At 42.1% G+C, this 15,278-nt stretch carries 16 protein-coding genes; 6 read left to right on the forward strand and 10 right to left on the reverse strand.

What is annotated here, in order from left to right; all coding sequences use genetic code 11:
- The first annotated feature begins 167 nt into the window (after positions 1 to 167).
- On the forward strand, positions 168 to 899 hold the full coding sequence (radC, locus tag FIS9605_RS0105445; protein WP_026731679.1) for a RadC family protein: 732 nt from the start codon (positions 168 to 170) through the stop codon (positions 897 to 899).
- A 95-nt stretch (positions 900 to 994) separates the two neighbouring features.
- Here radC and FIS9605_RS39730 read toward each other — a convergent pair whose 3' ends face one another.
- The 3 genes from FIS9605_RS39730 to FIS9605_RS36315 are packed head-to-tail and all read right to left on the reverse strand — an operon-like array spanning position 995 to position 3,720.
- Entirely contained in the window at positions 995 to 1,822 is an 828-nt protein-coding gene (locus FIS9605_RS39730) for a GNAT family N-acetyltransferase (RefSeq protein WP_026731680.1), read from the reverse strand.
- Positions 1,823 to 1,839: 17 nt separating this feature from the next.
- Positions 1,840 to 2,826, reverse strand: a complete 987-nt coding sequence (locus FIS9605_RS0105455; RefSeq protein WP_026731681.1) for a zinc-dependent alcohol dehydrogenase family protein — start codon at positions 2,824 to 2,826, stop codon at positions 1,840 to 1,842.
- A 24-nt stretch (positions 2,827 to 2,850) separates the two neighbouring features.
- Positions 2,851 to 3,720 carry a CemA family protein gene (locus tag FIS9605_RS36315; RefSeq protein ID WP_082209727.1) on the reverse strand — a complete coding sequence of 290 codons (870 nt, stop codon included), beginning with the start codon at positions 3,718 to 3,720 and terminating at the stop codon, positions 2,851 to 2,853.
- Positions 3,721 to 4,372: 652 nt separating this feature from the next.
- Here FIS9605_RS36315 and FIS9605_RS0105465 point away from each other — a divergent pair.
- Positions 4,373 to 5,398, forward strand: a complete 1,026-nt coding sequence (locus tag FIS9605_RS0105465; protein WP_026731682.1) for a metal ABC transporter solute-binding protein, Zn/Mn family — start codon at positions 4,373 to 4,375, stop codon at positions 5,396 to 5,398.
- A gap of 244 nt (positions 5,399 to 5,642) precedes the next feature.
- Here FIS9605_RS0105465 and FIS9605_RS45005 read toward each other — a convergent pair whose 3' ends face one another.
- The 4 genes from FIS9605_RS45005 to FIS9605_RS0105480 form a co-directional block, all read right to left on the reverse strand.
- On the reverse strand, positions 5,643 to 5,915 hold the full coding sequence (locus tag FIS9605_RS45005) for a hypothetical protein (protein ID WP_231510241.1): 273 nt from the start codon (positions 5,913 to 5,915) through the stop codon (positions 5,643 to 5,645).
- 25 nt (positions 5,916 to 5,940) lie between these two features.
- Positions 5,941 to 6,387: an N-acetylmuramoyl-L-alanine amidase gene (locus FIS9605_RS45010; protein WP_231510242.1), complete on the reverse strand. Its 447-nt coding sequence runs from the start codon at positions 6,385 to 6,387 to the stop codon at positions 5,941 to 5,943.
- Between the two features lie 451 nt (positions 6,388 to 6,838).
- Entirely contained in the window at positions 6,839 to 7,336 is a 498-nt protein-coding gene (locus tag FIS9605_RS0105475; RefSeq protein ID WP_026731683.1) for a DUF427 domain-containing protein, read from the reverse strand.
- Positions 7,337 to 7,432: 96 nt separating this feature from the next.
- The gene (locus FIS9605_RS0105480) at positions 7,433 to 9,115 is read right to left on the reverse strand and encodes a hypothetical protein (protein ID WP_026731684.1); all 1,683 of its coding nucleotides are present in this window, start codon (positions 9,113 to 9,115) and stop codon (positions 7,433 to 7,435) included.
- Between the two features lie 192 nt (positions 9,116 to 9,307).
- Between FIS9605_RS0105480 and FIS9605_RS0105485 the strand changes: the two genes are divergently transcribed.
- The gene (locus tag FIS9605_RS0105485) at positions 9,308 to 12,823 is read left to right on the forward strand and encodes an alpha-mannosidase (protein WP_026731685.1); all 3,516 of its coding nucleotides are present in this window, start codon (positions 9,308 to 9,310) and stop codon (positions 12,821 to 12,823) included.
- A gap of 101 nt (positions 12,824 to 12,924) precedes the next feature.
- On the opposite strand, the gene psbN is transcribed toward FIS9605_RS0105485, so the two are convergent.
- Positions 12,925 to 13,056, reverse strand: a complete 132-nt coding sequence (gene psbN, locus FIS9605_RS40620) for a photosystem II reaction center protein PsbN (RefSeq protein ID WP_016871838.1) — start codon at positions 13,054 to 13,056, stop codon at positions 12,925 to 12,927.
- 86 nt (positions 13,057 to 13,142) lie between these two features.
- Between psbN and psbH the strand changes: the two genes are divergently transcribed.
- From psbH to pth, 3 genes are all read left to right on the forward strand, one after another.
- Positions 13,143 to 13,346, forward strand: a complete 204-nt coding sequence (gene psbH / locus FIS9605_RS0105495; protein ID WP_026731686.1) for a photosystem II reaction center phosphoprotein PsbH — start codon at positions 13,143 to 13,145, stop codon at positions 13,344 to 13,346.
- A 227-nt stretch (positions 13,347 to 13,573) separates the two neighbouring features.
- Entirely contained in the window at positions 13,574 to 13,822 is a 249-nt protein-coding gene (locus FIS9605_RS0105500) for a TatA/E family twin arginine-targeting protein translocase (RefSeq protein ID WP_026731687.1), read from the forward strand.
- An 84-nt stretch (positions 13,823 to 13,906) separates the two neighbouring features.
- Positions 13,907 to 14,572: an aminoacyl-tRNA hydrolase gene (gene pth, locus FIS9605_RS0105505; RefSeq protein WP_026731688.1), complete on the forward strand. Its 666-nt coding sequence runs from the start codon at positions 13,907 to 13,909 to the stop codon at positions 14,570 to 14,572.
- A gap of 318 nt (positions 14,573 to 14,890) precedes the next feature.
- On the opposite strand, the gene rpsU is transcribed toward pth, so the two are convergent.
- Together rpsU and FIS9605_RS42430 are read right to left on the reverse strand one after the other, a co-directional pair.
- Complete coding sequence (gene rpsU, locus FIS9605_RS0105515) at positions 14,891 to 15,070, reverse strand: 30S ribosomal protein S21 (protein ID WP_009459242.1); 180 nt, start codon at positions 15,068 to 15,070, stop codon at positions 14,891 to 14,893.
- 46 nt (positions 15,071 to 15,116) lie between these two features.
- The gene (locus tag FIS9605_RS42430) at positions 15,117 to 15,254 is read right to left on the reverse strand and encodes a hypothetical protein (protein WP_155960364.1); all 138 of its coding nucleotides are present in this window, start codon (positions 15,252 to 15,254) and stop codon (positions 15,117 to 15,119) included.
- Positions 15,255 to 15,278 lie beyond the last annotated feature (24 nt).

Consider the following 15,278-nt stretch of genomic DNA (forward strand, 5'->3'; position numbering starts at 1 on the left):
TTAGTTGGTGGTTAGTAGTTAGTGGTTAGTGGGTAGAACAACGACCAACAAACAACCAACAACCAACAAAACTTTAAATATTTTGTCAAATTAGTAGAGATTTTGAGGCCTTACAGGGGATAACTAGAGTATAGATACTCTTTCATCGTTATTCCTTTGGTTTGTCTATGACCTATTGCCTCAGAATTGTTGATATGCCTGAGACTGAACGTCCGCGAGAGCGGTTATTGAGTCACGGTTCAAAAGTGTTATCCACAGCTGAATTAATAGCAATTCTGCTCGGCACTGGTCAAGGGCCAGGCAAACTTTCCGCTGTGGGCTTAGGACAATACATTCTGCATGAATTGAGTAAATGCGATCGCGAACCTTTGGCAGTTTTGCGAGATATTAGTGCCGCAGAATTGATGCAAATTCCCGGCATTGGCCCGGCAAAAGCAACAACAATATTAGCAGCAATCGAATTAGGTAAACGCGCCTTTCAATCTCGCCCTTCCGATCGTACAGTCATCGATAGCCCAGCTGCTGCCGCCGCTACTCTCAGTCAAGATTTGATGTGGCAAACGCAAGAACGTTTTGCAGTTGTACTGTTAGATGTAAAAAATCGCTTGTTGGGAACGCAAGTAATTACTATTGGCACAGCTACCGAAACCCTTGCACCTCCCCGTGAGATTTTCCGAGAAGTAATTCGCCAAGGTGCGACGCGGCTGATAATAGCACACAATCATCCTTCCGGTAATGTTGAACCTAGCCGCGAAGATATCGAATTAACCAAACAGTTATTAGCAGGAGCACAATTTTTGGGTATCCCACTGCTAGATCATCTCATTTTGGGTAATGGCGATCATCAAAGTCTGCGGGAAATTACAACTTTGTGGGAGGAATACCCTCAGGGAGATTGAAGAGAAGATGGGGAGATAAGGATTACCAAAATCAGGAAAAAACCGCGATCGCACTTCAGTTTGTCTTTTGTCTGTAGGTTCTGCGATCGCATTGTTCACGCATAACTTTGTTCGCCCGCCCACAAGTAAAGACCCATCTTGCAGTATTCCTGAAATCCTATCCGGCGATATACATTAACTCCCATTTGCGAAGCTTGTAGCATCCCTACGCAGTATCCTAAAGTACGGGCTTTCTGCAAAGCTGCTAATACTACAGCTGTCGCCAATCCCTGTCTTCGTACTTCTGGGAGTGTGGCGACAAAGTAGATGCCAGCCACTCCTGCATCTAAATACAACTCTGACGTTGCTACAGGCACACCTTTCCACCAACCAATAAAACGTTTATACTGCTCAGAATTTATACCAAGGCTCAGTTCTAGTTCCAACACACGATCAAATTCTGTATCGGGAACCTCGAAACCGACCATTGCTACTCGCACCCAATGCTTGAGAGTTTCGCTGTCATTGACTAGCGCTATATCCAAATCTGCTGGTAGAGGTAACTGTTGGGGTAAAGTCGACAAATCTATAGCCATCACGGGCAACTCACTCACACAGTTTAACCCGTGATTTTCCAGATGGATTCTTAAATCAGGTGGTTGGGTTTCTGGCCCTGTCCACCAAAACATCGGCAACTGTAATGCAGTGTAGTAGTTAAGAGTTTCGGTGATAGTAGTATCGATGTCGTCAGGGTTGAGTTGGGCGCGTAAAACACCGTTGAAAAATGGAAAGCAAACGCCAGTGGTAAACCGAGTTAAGTTCGATCCGCAGTAGAGTTCGCTGTTGGGTGCATTACCATAGTTGGTCATGAATGCGAACAAGTTGTTTTCCAGCGCTGTCACTAAGTTTGGTGCTGATAAATCTTGCAAAACTTTGCCTTGCATTTAAAAATCCCAAATCATTAATCAACTACCAACACTGCTGAGCCTTCAATTTTACCACTGCGAAGGGCGTCTAAAGCCTCGTTTGCTTCATTTAATCCAAACAGATTTACCTCTGTTCGGATAGGGACTTTGGGTGCTAGTGCTAGAAACTCTTCCCCATCTCGGCGAGTAAGGTTAGCAACAGACCGCAAAACCCTTTCTTCCCAAAGAATTTCGTAGGGAAAAGCAGGAATATCACTCATGTGAATACCAGCACAAACTACCACGCCGCCTTTAGCAACTGCACGCAAAGCAGCAGGTACTAGTTTACCGATAGGGGCAAAAATAATTGCTGCGTCTAATGGTTCTGGAGGTAATTCATCAGAACCACCTGCCCAAACTGCACCCAAATGGCGGGCAAATTCTTGTCCTTCAGTATCGCCAGAACGGGTAAAGGCAAAGACTTGACGCCCTTGATAACGGGCCAGTTGAATTAAAATATGGGCAGCGGAACCAAAGCCATAAAAACCGAGTTTTTCAGCATCCCCAGTCATTCTGTAAGCGCGATAGCCAATTAACCCACCACATAATAGCGGTGCAGCTTGCAAGTCAGGATAGCCCTCTGGAATGGAAAAGCAAAAGCGGTAGTCGGCAACAGTATACTCGGCATAACCGCCATCCAGGTTGTATCCAGTAAACTGGGCGTAATCGCAAAGGTTCTCGCGTCCAGACACACAATAACGACAGCGATCGCAAGTATGACCCAACCAAGGTACGCCAACGCGATCGCCCACACGAAATCTTTCCACTCGTTCCCCTACAGCTTCTACAGTACCCACAATTTGATGCCCAGGTATCAAAGGTAGTTTTGGGTGTGTCAGTTCTCCATCTACAATATGCAAATCTGTACGACAGACAGCGCAAGCATGAATGCGAATCAGCACCTGTTCAGGATTGGGTTTTGGCACAGGTAAATCAGCTAATCGCAGAGGTTGACACGGTGCTTCCAAAAGCATTGCACGCATAAGCCATTAAAAAATTAAAATTATTTACTCGTTCATTTCTTTTAATGTAGCCAAGGCTGAAGGTGACAACCGACTGAGATAGCGGAATATCCAGTATTTAAATATAGTGTCTAAAATCACAGGAAATGTGGCAATAAATAAAAATATCGCGTTGTGGCTTGCTGGCAAACCCAAATGTTCCGCCAATCCTTCCAGAATTACCTCCCAGCCGTGTGGTGAGTGAAACCCTACAAATATATCTGTAAACAAAATAATCAAAAAAGCTTTGGCACTATCACTCAGACCATAGATAATTTCATCTATAAATGACTTAACAATTACAATTTCTTTTTTGCTGGTAACTATAACTAACGCAAAAGCAAATAGTGATAGCATATCAGCAAAAATATTGCTGATAGCGTCACTACCTTTCCTACGAAATTCGTCTGCTATTTCATGTGTTTTTTGTTTAACCTTTTCTTCTATGATTTCTGGAGAAAGTGAAGGAGATTTAGAAATTAAGCTTTCAAATCTCAGCTTTTCTTCAAAAAATTTTAATTCATGCAGGGCTTCCTCTTCCATTTCAGAATTGAGAAAAATTTGAGGTGTATTTTTACCTCGAAAATGCTCTACTATTGGGCTTATCAAGAATTGCTTAGATATCTGTTGAGTTAAAAGCGGTATAATCACGAGCATCAGCAAAAAGCGTATAGCTGTTCTTGTCCTCTTTCTCGAAATCTGGAATTTTCTAACAAACTGCTCTTCTGCTTCTGGAGAAAAATCGGCTTTGATTCTATTAATTGTTCTACCAATCGACCTTGGGAAAGCTCCTGTTTTTTGAGAGGCGGGTGTAACTCTCATTTCATCCATGTTAGATGGATCTGATCTTCCATTGTTTTTGTCATTACTGTTCATTGTTAATGTTGAATAATTTGTAGTTATCTAAGACAAGGCGGCAGGTTGGCTCAACATAATGTCTTAAATATATGTTTAGTTTATAGCTTTACAACTCTTAACATAATTCCCGTACAAACATTTATCAGGTTTTGGAGGAACCTCTGTTGAGCTTATTTAATGTGTAATCAATTTGGCATCAAAGACACATAGATGCTCCTCCAAATTTCTTGCTTGTCTATCCTGTGACATCAGTCTCAAGTATTCTCTCTGAGGCTAAACAGGATTAAGCGATCGCAATTATCAGTGAAATTTAGCAATCTATTGTTTAATGAATTAGGGTGGGTGCAAACTGACAATCAATGTTACTGGTTGCTCGTTAGTAGTTTTTGTATCAGAAATATATTGCAGTTATTCTACTAGATGTACAAGCATTGATAGTAAGGTGTGAAGACCAGCCCTTTCAAGGAGGGTGAAAAATCTGCTTTCATTGCCTGGTTTTTGCTGATTCCACTTGGTGTCTTAGTGTCTTGGTGGTTCATAAAATTTATTTTTTCACCACCAAGACACCAAGACACGAAGAAAACTTCTTGCTTGTGGCTCGTACTGCTAACGCAGTCGCTACAATTTCCAACAGATAGATTGCACAATTTGGCCTGCGAAATCAACTTCTATGAGCAATACGCGCCATCCTTACACAATTAAACTTCTAACCCAATCTCTGCGTGCTATCCTTGTTGCCCTAACTATTGGATTTGTTGGCTGTAATTATACAACTGATTTAGTTAATTCTTCTTCCACAACCACCACTACCCCCACTGAGTTAAATAGTAATTTGCCCAAAGTCGTTGCCACCACAAGTGTACTGTGTGACTTAACCAAACAAGTGGCAGCACAAACAATCAATCTTACTTGCTTAACATCCCCTGATACTGCTCCCTACCTTTATCAACCAAAGCCAGAAGACAGCACAGCGATAGAACAAGCAAAAGTAATTTTTTATAATGGATACGGTTTTGAACCAAGTTTGTTGAGGTTAATTAGGACGAGTAAAAGCCCAGCAGCTAAAATTGCAGTTGCTCAGCGTGCTGTTCCCAATCCATTACAGTATAGGAGAAATGGCAAGATTGTTTCTAATCCTTATGTTTGGCACAATCCTAAAAATGGGATTAGGATGGTAGAGATTATTAGCAGCAACTTAAGTAAAATAATACCAGAAAATGCGTCGCTATATAACAGCAATGCTCAAAGAATTAAAAAAGAGCTAAACCAGTTAGATGTATGGATGAAATTACGCATTGCTAGTATTCCTAGCAACAATCGCAAGTTAGTGACAACTAATGATGCAATGGCTTATTATGTCACAGCTTACGATCTTACATCTCCAAACGCTTTAAAGAATATTAATAGTGAGACAAAACCCACATCTGCACGAGTGAAAGTACTAGTTAGAAACCTCAGACGAGCAAGAATACCAACTATTTTTGTGGACACTCAAGTTAATCCCGATTTAATTAATACAGTTGCGAAGACAGCAAAAGTAAAAGTTTCTGAAAGGCAATTATTGATTGATAATTTGGGCACATCGGGAAACGAAGGTGACACTTACCAAAAAATGTTGACTGCTAATACTCGCACAATTGTAGAAGGGCTGGGAGGAACGTATCTGATATTTGAACCGCAAGCTTTTGCAAATTAACTGTGAATAATGAATAATTTTCAAGATTATGAGTTCCAACTTATAACTTTTAATTCATAATAAAGAATATATAAACTAATAGAGACGGAATGATTCCCATCTCTATTTCAGATATACAATATTAGAGCGATCGCATCACTTGTTAAGCTAATGTATTTTTTACTTGCATAGTTGTTGTGGACTTTCCGCCTGCACTACAAAATATTTATCCTCTATAGATTATGCAAACTAAATCTTTATTAGCTTATTTAATTTCGCTATGACCTGCGAAAACAAAGTGTTCGCGACGGTTGCCTTGACTGGTATTAGGCCATTCAATGAAATAATGCCCTTCTTCAAAACGGAAATCCATGATTGGGTAAGTTCCAGCTTGAATTTCTATACAACTTTCCTTCGGTAAATCTTTGACTTGTTCTGTTGAAGGTTTGAGGAAAGTAGGCATTTTAATAATTAAATTTTGCGGCTTGTTGCTTTCGTCTGGGTTGCCAATCAAACCCTTAGTAATAGCGTCAGCCATTGCTTTAGCATTGAATTTGCCCATATCAATTGGTGAATACGCAAAAACAACACTCAATTAAAATGGCTGGCATATTTGTATTTTTCAGAACAAAAAAGTTGGCTTCTCTAACGCGTCTATCATTAAATCCAAGTGCAACAATTTCGTCAAGAACTTTCTTACCAACTTCACGTCCTTTTGGACTCAAAGCGAAAACTTCCGTACCGTGCGCTTTGCCATTAAAGGAATTAAAGTGAATCGAAACATAAAAATCTACATTTGCTTGGTTAGCTTTATCAACTCTCTTACGAAGAGAATCATTTACACTACTAACAGAAGTTGGAGTACAATTAACGACACTATGACCTGCTTTTTGTAGGTTTTGGATCACAATTTCGCCAACAGCTTTTGTTAAAAAATCTTCTGTTTTATCAATTCCTTTAGCACCTGTATCTGGAGGGCAATTGTGACCAATATCAATTCCGAATTTCATTCTATGAACTCCTAAACTGTTTTAATTACAGCAACTACACTCGGTCAATTCAGAGTAGTGTCTCTCAGCTACGATTAATCTCTACTTCAAGTTCAAAATAGAGATTTTCGGAAGCAGTGTAGAGATTATGGCGATCGCCTTAATGCACTCCCATAATTCAGGTGCGATCGCCTCAGCAGACATGAGTGTTTTTATAAATCATGTAAAATATTTTACTTATTTTCTAAAAACGTGATAAGGGCAAAAACTCTGAATAAATTGTAAGAAAAGTTGCTCAATCTCAAAAATTATACTTACATATTTTCTTTATATAGGTGTTAACTTTAACATTCTCTTAAGCAGATTAAAGAATTCATGGGGATGGGGATCGGGATGATGTACTATAGGCGATCGCGCCTAAGCTAATGCAAAATTGTCATTAGTCATTTGTATTTACCAAGGACAAACCTAGTTACCATCCCCAACTACCAAGGCCACCTTTGAAGGGCCCAACAATATCGCTTGTAACCCAACCACCATAGAAATTACCTGGTTGCGGCTGGACTTTTTCCCCGTTCACGTAACAAGCATCCATTAAATGAGCATAAAAAGCTACATGGTCTTTGATAGATGCAAAAGCAGGTGTAGGATTAGGATAGTACCAAGCAGAATTTTGCGCTTGTTTTTCACCTACGCGGACTGTGTAATAATCAGCATTTCCCTTCCATTCACAAAAGCTAGACTGCGGTGATTGGATTAGGTATTCCATTTTGATATCTTCTGGGGGAATGTAGTAAGAAGGTGGATGACTGGTTTCTAAGACACGCTTAGCGCGGTGAGTATCTGCAATTGTGACACGATTAAATATTACTTGGATATGCTTGTTTGTTTCCTCTAAGCGAGGAGGACGGGGATAGTCCCAGACTGATTCTTGTCCAGGGCCAGGTTCAATGCGTTGAGGTCTAATCATTTTATTAGTTGTTTGTTGTTTGTTGTTTGTGGTTTGTTCTTTGGACTAACTACTAACTACTAACTACTAACTACTAACTACTAACTACTAACTAATTTATTTACCACGCCATAACTTCTGTAACATCTGAAAAATGCTCACGAATAATTCCTCTAGCCAAAGCATAGTGCTATCCAACAATTCTAAAATTTGCTCTAGTAGATGCTTATCATACCCAACTATTTTGGCTTTCGTTTCAATCCAATCTGGTTTTGCTTCAACTTCGGAAGTTTGGCGGTGTCGCCGCTGAGAAATTTTGGTGCGATCGCTTTGTTTTTCCAACCGAGAAATAGTGGATGCAGTTTGTGCGCCAGTAGCTAATTTAGCAGATTGTTTTTGAGTAGAAGTGATGTCAAGAATTGGTTTTTGCCGTTGTACCAATCCCGCGCTGGATTTTGATTTTAGTGGTAATCTGATGCTTTTGAAGCGATTAATTAAGTTTTGCAGATAGTACTTGTCTTTGTGAGTTGCAGAAAGGGTAGAGTTTGGAGTTGAAGTCGATGCAACTAACTGTTGATTGCTGACATTATGATTTGCAGGTTCACTTACTGCCTGAAAATTACCAAACAAATCACTCTCGCTTAGCCACAGATCTACTTCGTTAATTTGCAACTGAGGTTTTTTAAGAAAGGTTTGAGGAATAGAACGCTGTAGAAATCTTTCGCCTTGACTGATTGGCAAAGCTTCAGAAATACTATTTTTAGGTGTAGTTTGCTCTAGTTTTTTAGCCTGGCGTTCTCCAAAAAAGAAATTGACTGCTGCCCAAATTAACTTCTGAATATTCGACGCTTGATTGTTCAAATGATTCGGAGTAACTACTGTTTGTGTTTGTGTGTTAGTAGTTATCTGCTCTTTACCGTAAATAAATATCTGGAACTGAGTTTGGAGAATTTGAATAAGCTGCCAACTGGCGCGAGATACAGGCTCTAAAGTATTTGTTTCCAACTTGGCAACAGCTGCATCTAGCAATGACAGCGATCGCTCAGTATTTAGTAAATATGAAGACTCAATATTTGTATCTACATTACCAGAGGATAGCGCTGGCAAGTTATTTTCACTGCTACTGGAAGTTAGCTTGATCAATAGGTTATTAATTTCACTTAAGACCTTTGTTTCTTCCTTTACTTGAGATAATCGCCAGCAACGCCAGTAGTTAGCAACTTCTGCAATAATTCGGTCTTCCAATAGTTGCTGCTGCTGAGGCGTTAAAATATCCAGAATTTCATTGTTAGGGCTGACCAGTACCAACTGCCGATTAGATAAATCAGAGGCAATTCCCCGAATGTGAAGAAGATGGGGAGAGGGGGAGAGAGGGGGAGTGGGGGAATTAGGAGAGGGGGGGAGGGGGAGAGTGGCGGTAATATTTGACTCTTGACTATTGACTATTGACTCTTGAGCATTGACTATTGACTGAAGTTGCAGACTCTCCACAGCCTGTAGCACTTGCTGAATGGGGATATCAGCTACTGGAGGAGTTTCAGACTGGAAATCGGTATCATTTGCTTGTGCTTGTAACTGTAGCCTTTGTGGTTGCTGTCCGGCGTGTAGTTGTTTGTTTGCTGACTCAACAGCTTTTTGAAACAGCATAAACACAGGGTACATGAGTGCTTCTAGCGACCAACTGGCAGCAACTTGCAGATGGCGGAAGGTGCGTCCTACCCCTTCACTCCAGCGTCGAGATTGTTTGTGAACGAAGTTAAAAAGTCTGCTTTGATAGCGTTCAGAGGAAGCAGAAGGCATGGTAGTGAATTTTTGTTGAGAGCTTTGTGAATGATCCGATTCTCACCAAACAATAAAGTGGTTGTTTGTTAGTAGTTGGTGGTTGGTGGTTGGTGGTTGGTAGTTGTCTTTTCTAAACGAGCGAACAACAATCAACAAACAACAAACAACAAACAACAGACAACTAACAATGAACTACATCATAGCGAAAATATGACCTCTCCCGTATCGCCATCCAATACTAAATTCATCTGGGCGGCAGTCGAGAAACTACGCTCTTTTTGTCAAGAGAATATTCTCCCGAATTGGCGCTGTTTGGCAGCGGATCTGGCTGTTGCTGAGGTAAACGCATCCTCTTTGTGTGATTGGACACCTGCCCAAATCAATGCTAAGGGACATATTGCTTGGGCTGGGGGACAAAAGGTTTTGTGGTTAGCGCAAAAATTAGTAATTCCTCAAGATTTACAGGGTTATGCCCTACAGGGTTTGTCTTTGCGGCTGGCGTTGGTTTGGTGGGCAAATTCTGCCGAAATATATGTGAATGGAGAGTTGCTGGGTGAAGGAGATTTATTTGATTGTTCTCCTCGGGTTTTACTCAGTCAGGCGGTGACGCCAGGGGAGGAATTGTTAGTAGCTTTGCGTTTGGTAAGTCCGGGACATTGTGATGGGGCGTTGGTGCGATCGCTACTAGTTTATGAGTCCACTGATGATAACCGTTTCGATCCCGGTTTTGTGGCTGATGAGTTGGCTGTGACGCAGCGTTATTTAGAAAAATTTGCGCCAGAGAAGTTGGATAGTTTGGCGGTAGCAGTGGAAGAGGTAATAAAACACAGAGGCGCAGAGTACACAGAGGAAGAGAAGGGAGAGTTGGATCGAGCGCTTTTATCTTTACGTGATAAACTGCTGCAATCCAAAATCCAAAATCCAAAATCCAAAATCTATCTTTTGGGTCATGCTCATTTAGATATGGCGTGGCTGTGGCGTGTAAGCGAAACTTGGAGGGCGGCACAAAATACTTTTGAGTCGGTTCTAAAATTGCAGGAAGATTTTTCGGAGTTGATTTTTTGTCATTCGACTCCGGCGTTATATGCTTGGGTTGAGGAAAATCGCCCAGACTTGTTTAGGGCTATTCAAGAACAAGTAGCAGCGGGACGTTGGGAAGTTGTGGGCGGTTTTTGGGTGGAACCGGAATTAAATTTGATTGCTGGTGAATCAATTGTTCGGCAGTTATTGTATGGTCAGCGCTACGTGCTGGAAAAGTTTGGCAAGCTTGCCAGTGTGGTTTGGGTTCCCGATACTTTTGGTTTTTGTGCGACTTTACCGCAGTTCATGCAACAGGGAGGAATTGAGTATTTCGTAACTCAGAAGTTGCGCTGGAATGATACGACCAAGTTTCCTTACGGTGCTTTTTGGTGGCATTCTCCCGATGGCAGTGAAATATTTAGTTTAATGTCCGCACCCATAGGTGAGGGTATCGATCCAGTGAAAATGGCTGACTACGCTATTGAATGGCAAACTCAAACTGGTTTTGCAGACCCGCTTTGGCTTCCCGGTGTTGGCGATCACGGCGGCGGCCCCACCCGTGATATGTTAAAAATCGCCCAACGCTGGCAAAAATCTCCTTTCTTCCCGCAACTAGAATTCACTACTGCCGAGAAATATCTTCAGCAACTTCAGTCAACAGTCAATAGTCAACAGTCTCTTACTCCCCCACTCCCAGACGCGCCATGGCGCGTCTCTACATCTCCCCCACAGCCCCCAACCCCAGAGGGGGTCCCTAGCCCCCACAGCCCCCAACCCCAGAGGGGGCCCCTAGCCCCCACTCTCCCCACCTGGGACGATGAACTCTATCTGGAATTCCATCGCGGTTGCTATACCACTCACGGGGATCAAAAACGCTGGAATCGTCGTTGTGAAAATTTGTTGTACCAAGCGGAACTGTTTGCGGCGATCGCAACAATTAGCGGTGGGGTAAGTTATCCAAAGGCGGAACTAGAAGCTGCTTGGAAGAAAGTGTTATTTAACCAATTTCACGACATTCTGCCTGGTTCCTCGATTACTGAAGTTTACGAGGATGCCTTGCCTGAGTGGCAGGAAGTCGAAAAAGTCGGTACGGAGACATTGCAGGAATCATTAAGGGCGATCGCATCCCAAATTCGCTTCCCAGATCCGCCAAAACCAGACAGTTTGCCTGTAGTAGTGTTTAATTCTCTCAATTGGCAGCGTTCTGAAGTCGTCGCTGTTTCCTTACCCTCAGCACCGACACTCAACCAGGAATGGCAGATTTACGATACCTCCGGACAGCAACTTGTCTCCCAGATGGGTGAGGCATCAACGCTGCTATTTTTGGCTAGCGATATTCCATCGGTTGGCTGTCGTCTTTTTTGGTTGTGTCCCTCTGAGCTTGAAAAAGACAATAATACAGTCCATTATGAAGATACCAAATTAGGTCTGCAAAAGCAAGAACAAATTTCGCCAGAAAGATTGACTTTAGAAAATGAATTTTTGCAGGTAATTGTTGACGAACAAACTGGTAATTTATCTAGCGTTTTTGACAAAGTCAATAACAGAGAAGTTCTCAATCAACCATGTGGCAATCAATTACAAGCCTTTCAAGACAGCGGTCAATACTGGGATGCATGGAACATTGATCCCAACTATGCCCAGCATCCTCTACCACCAGCCAAATTGAAATCTATTCAATGGCTAGAAAACGGCCCAGTACAAAGCCGCCTACGTGTGGTGCAACAACTCGGCGAATCGGAGTTCTGCTGTGATTACATTCTCTGGGCAGCTTCACCAATGCTGAAAATCGCTACGACTGTTGATTGGCAAGAACAGCAAGTATTAGTGAAAGCCGCTTTTCCTCTTAACGTCGAAGCAGACTTTGCCACCTACGAAATTCCTTGTGGTGCGATTCGTCGCCCTACCAAACCTCAAACTCCAGCAGAACAGGCAAAATGGGAAGTCCCCGCTTTGCGTTGGGCAGATTTGACGGAAGAGATGGAGGGACTAGAGGACAAAGGGGAAAAGGGGGACAAGGAAGAACTTTTCACTAATCCCCAATCCCTGATCCCCGTTGCCCCTAATCCCCACTCCCTGCGGTCGTGGGGACCCCGAGTTCCCCATTCCTCAATCCAAAATCCAAAATCCAAAATCCAAAATTCTTACGGTGTTAGTTTGCTCAATGATTGTAAATATGGTTACGACACTCAACCAAATCAGCTGCGTTTGACCTTACTACGCAGTCCCAACTGGCCAGATCCTCAAGCAGATCGAGGTTTACATGAATTCACTTATGCCTTGTATCCCCATGCTGGTAACTGGAAATCAGCCCATACTGTCCGACGCGGGTATGAATTGAATATACCCTTACAAGTCATGGTGTGTCCAAACAACCTCACCTCCAACTCTTCTACCACAGAACAAACAGGTGCAGAAAGTGGAGTGAGTTTCTTAGAATTATCGGCTGAAAATTTAATCTTAATGGCGTTAAAGCAAGCAGAAGATGACTCGCACCAGTGGATTATTCGTTGTTATGAATGCTGCGGAGAAACAGCCGAGTTGTGCTTGCAGAGTGATTTGGGGTTGGTTTTGGGAGAGTCGGTAGATTTGTTGGAGCGTTCCTTCTCGGAGACTACATTTTCATCTTCTGAGCGAACCTTGACTATCAAACCGTGGAAAATTGCCAGTTTTCAACTGCAAGTCAACACTTGTGCAAGAATTTGAACTGGTTTAATGATTGGGTTGTTCTTTGTTGGTAGTTGGTGGTTGTTTGTTGTTGGTTATTCCAAACAACCACTAACCACCAACCAACAACCAATCCCCATTTAATCTTCATGATCCTCGAACGGATCGCTCAATTGCTTAGAGGGAGGACCAAAAGCAGTGTAAATAGATAGCGCGGTGATGACTATGACGATCGCGCCAACGGAAATGCTAAGAACTGTTGCGGGTTCCATAATTTAGGGATAGATTATGAGTGCTATTCTTATAGAATATTACAGAAGATTAAAAAATGCTTTGGCAACTGATCTTAAGGTGAAATATGGCTCAAAGGACGCGGTTGGGAGATATCCTCAGACCCCTGAACTCTGAATATGGTAAAGTTGCTCCAGGTTGGGGTACTACCCCCCTGATGGCTGTTTTTATGGGTCTATTTTTCGTGTTTCTGCTGATTATTCTGCAACTCTATAACAAGTCAATAATGATCCAGGACGTCAATGTTGATTGGCGGAGTTTAGGGCGTTAATTGATAGGAAAGCTCTAAAGCTTGCATCAAAACGCTTACCCACCCGGCCAGTCCGGGTTTTTTTGTTAAGTTTGTTGTTGGTTGGTAGTTGTTGGTTGTTTGTTGTTGGTTATTCCTACCAACCACCAACAACCAACAAAGAACTATCAACCACTAACCACTAACTATGTCTAAACTAAATTTGTGGGTTTCCGCAGCAGTTCTTGAGTTGACAGGAGAAAGCACAAATGAATGTATTTGGTATTGGTCTGCCGGAAATGGCTCTGATTATGGTTGTGGCGCTGTTAATCTTTGGGCCGAAGAAGTTGCCAGAAATTGGCCGCAGTATGGGAAAGGCGATTCGCGGTTTTCAAGATGCTTCTAGGGAGTTTCAAAATGAGTTTCAAAAAGAAGCAGCTCAGTTAGAAGAAGCGGTGAAGACTACTGCTGAAATTGAACCGAAGAAATTAGAGGCTGTGCAAAAGGAAGAAGTTTGAAGATTGAAGGCAAAAGGCAGGAGGATAATATATTTACTTATTCCTTCATAATTCATAACTCATAATTCATAATTCAGACTTCAAATGACAGAAGCCACTGCCAAAACAGCTTTGGTGATTCCCCAACTAATTGTCGGGTTGGGGAATCCAGAGCCTAAGTATGAACAAACACGCCATAATATTGGTTTTGCTGCGTTGGATGCTCTATCGCGTTCTTGGCAGATTCCTCTGGCAGAAAATCGCAAGTTTCAAGGTGAGTACGGCGAAGGTATCGCACCAACAAAAGACAAGATTCGCTTACTGAAACCGCTTACTTATATGAATCGCTCCGGACAGTCTATACAAGCTGTCATCAATTGGTACAAGTTGCCACCTGAGTCGGTATTGATAATTTATGATGATATGGATTTACCTCTAGGAAAGACTCGCTTACGCTTGTCTGGTTCTGCTGGAGGACACAACGGTATGAAAAGCGCGATCGCCCATCTGAGTACGCAAAATTTCCCCCGCCTCCGGATCGGCATTGGTAGACCAAAAGATGCTACTAATAATGATGAAACTAATGCTGTCTCCCATGTGTTGGGGAAATTTTCCGCTTCTGAGACTCAGCTTGTATCCGATGTGCTCCTGTTTGTAACTGAATGCGTAGAATTATGCCTCAAACAAGGAGTAGAAAAAGCGATGAACCGTTGTAACAGCACCATAATTAGCATTCCTGAACCGAAAATTTCTCCAGCCAAGAATGTGTAATTATTGTGACTTGTTAATTACGCAATTTTTATAGAGGAAAGCTCAAGAAGCCCTAATTTATTTAAAAACAAAAACTTTCACCGTGGCAAACACGGTGTTTTTTGTTTTTTTCTTCTAATTTGGTTGATGGGCAGCAGTTTTGCTTGCTCCATCTAACCACAATCGGACACTTGACGCGCTCCGTACCTTGGCAAGCTAATTCCCTTACACCCCAATCAGAGGTGTGGTTTCTCTTGCTGATTTTTTTTAAAAATGATAGCGGAGGCGCTTTAGCTGATTTAAGATTATTTTTTCAAGCAACGTCAGTACCGAATCGGTTTATTTAAAACGCCGCTTGCGTCTAGCAGCTACTGCTTTACGTTTGCGCTTTTCTAACGGTGTTTCAAAGTGCCGGTGATACTTAACATCAGCTAAGATGCCAGCTTTGGAAACCTGGCGTTTAAAGCGGCGCAGAGCCGATTCTATCCCTTCATTCTCTCCTAAAACCACTTGGGTCATTCTTGCGTTTTCCTCATGATCGATATATCCCATTGTAATGCCGCCTTTACCTTGGCGAAACTACATGTAAAATACTTATGACCAAAAAGACGCGATCGCCTAATTGGGCATTGGGCATTGGGAATTGGGGATCGGGAATTGGGTATTGGTGAGAATTATGAATGCTGAAAATTTCATAATTCATAATTCATAATTCATAATTTTTATG

Source organism: Fischerella sp. PCC 9605, assembly GCF_000517105.1.
Taxonomy (GTDB): domain Bacteria; phylum Cyanobacteriota; class Cyanobacteriia; order Cyanobacteriales; family Nostocaceae; genus PCC9605.

Excerpts from the sequence above, each read along its gene's own strand:
- FIS9605_RS0105500 (WP_026731687.1), top strand. The coding sequence starts at position 13,574 with ATGAATGTATTTGGTATTGGTCTGCCGGAAATGGCTCTGATTATGGTT.
- FIS9605_RS0105475 (WP_026731683.1), bottom strand. The coding sequence starts at position 7,336 with ATGATTAGACCTCAACGCATTGAACCTGGCCCTGGACAAGAATCAGTC.
- FIS9605_RS45005 (WP_231510241.1), bottom strand. The coding sequence starts at position 5,915 with ATGGCTGACGCTATTACTAAGGGTTTGATTGGCAACCCAGACGAAAGC.
- FIS9605_RS36315 (WP_082209727.1), bottom strand. The coding sequence starts at position 3,720 with ATGAACAGTAATGACAAAAACAATGGAAGATCAGATCCATCTAACATG.
- FIS9605_RS42430 (WP_155960364.1), bottom strand. The coding sequence starts at position 15,254 with ATGAATTATGAAATTTTCAGCATTCATAATTCTCACCAATACCCAATT.
- FIS9605_RS39730 (WP_026731680.1), bottom strand. The coding sequence starts at position 1,822 with ATGCAAGGCAAAGTTTTGCAAGATTTATCAGCACCAAACTTAGTGACA.
- FIS9605_RS0105465 (WP_026731682.1), top strand. The coding sequence starts at position 4,373 with ATGAGCAATACGCGCCATCCTTACACAATTAAACTTCTAACCCAATCT.
- FIS9605_RS0105455 (WP_026731681.1), bottom strand. The coding sequence starts at position 2,826 with ATGCGTGCAATGCTTTTGGAAGCACCGTGTCAACCTCTGCGATTAGCT.
- pth (WP_026731688.1), top strand. The coding sequence starts at position 13,907 with ATGACAGAAGCCACTGCCAAAACAGCTTTGGTGATTCCCCAACTAATT.
- FIS9605_RS45010 (WP_231510242.1), bottom strand. The coding sequence starts at position 6,387 with ATGAAATTCGGAATTGATATTGGTCACAATTGCCCTCCAGATACAGGT.
- psbN (WP_016871838.1), bottom strand. The coding sequence starts at position 13,056 with ATGGAACCCGCAACAGTTCTTAGCATTTCCGTTGGCGCGATCGTCATA.
- radC (WP_026731679.1), top strand. The coding sequence starts at position 168 with ATGACCTATTGCCTCAGAATTGTTGATATGCCTGAGACTGAACGTCCG.
- FIS9605_RS0105480 (WP_026731684.1), bottom strand. The coding sequence starts at position 9,115 with ATGCCTTCTGCTTCCTCTGAACGCTATCAAAGCAGACTTTTTAACTTC.
- rpsU (WP_009459242.1), bottom strand. The coding sequence starts at position 15,070 with ATGACCCAAGTGGTTTTAGGAGAGAATGAAGGGATAGAATCGGCTCTG.
- psbH (WP_026731686.1), top strand. The coding sequence starts at position 13,143 with ATGGCTCAAAGGACGCGGTTGGGAGATATCCTCAGACCCCTGAACTCT.
- FIS9605_RS0105485 (WP_026731685.1), top strand. The coding sequence starts at position 9,308 with ATGACCTCTCCCGTATCGCCATCCAATACTAAATTCATCTGGGCGGCA.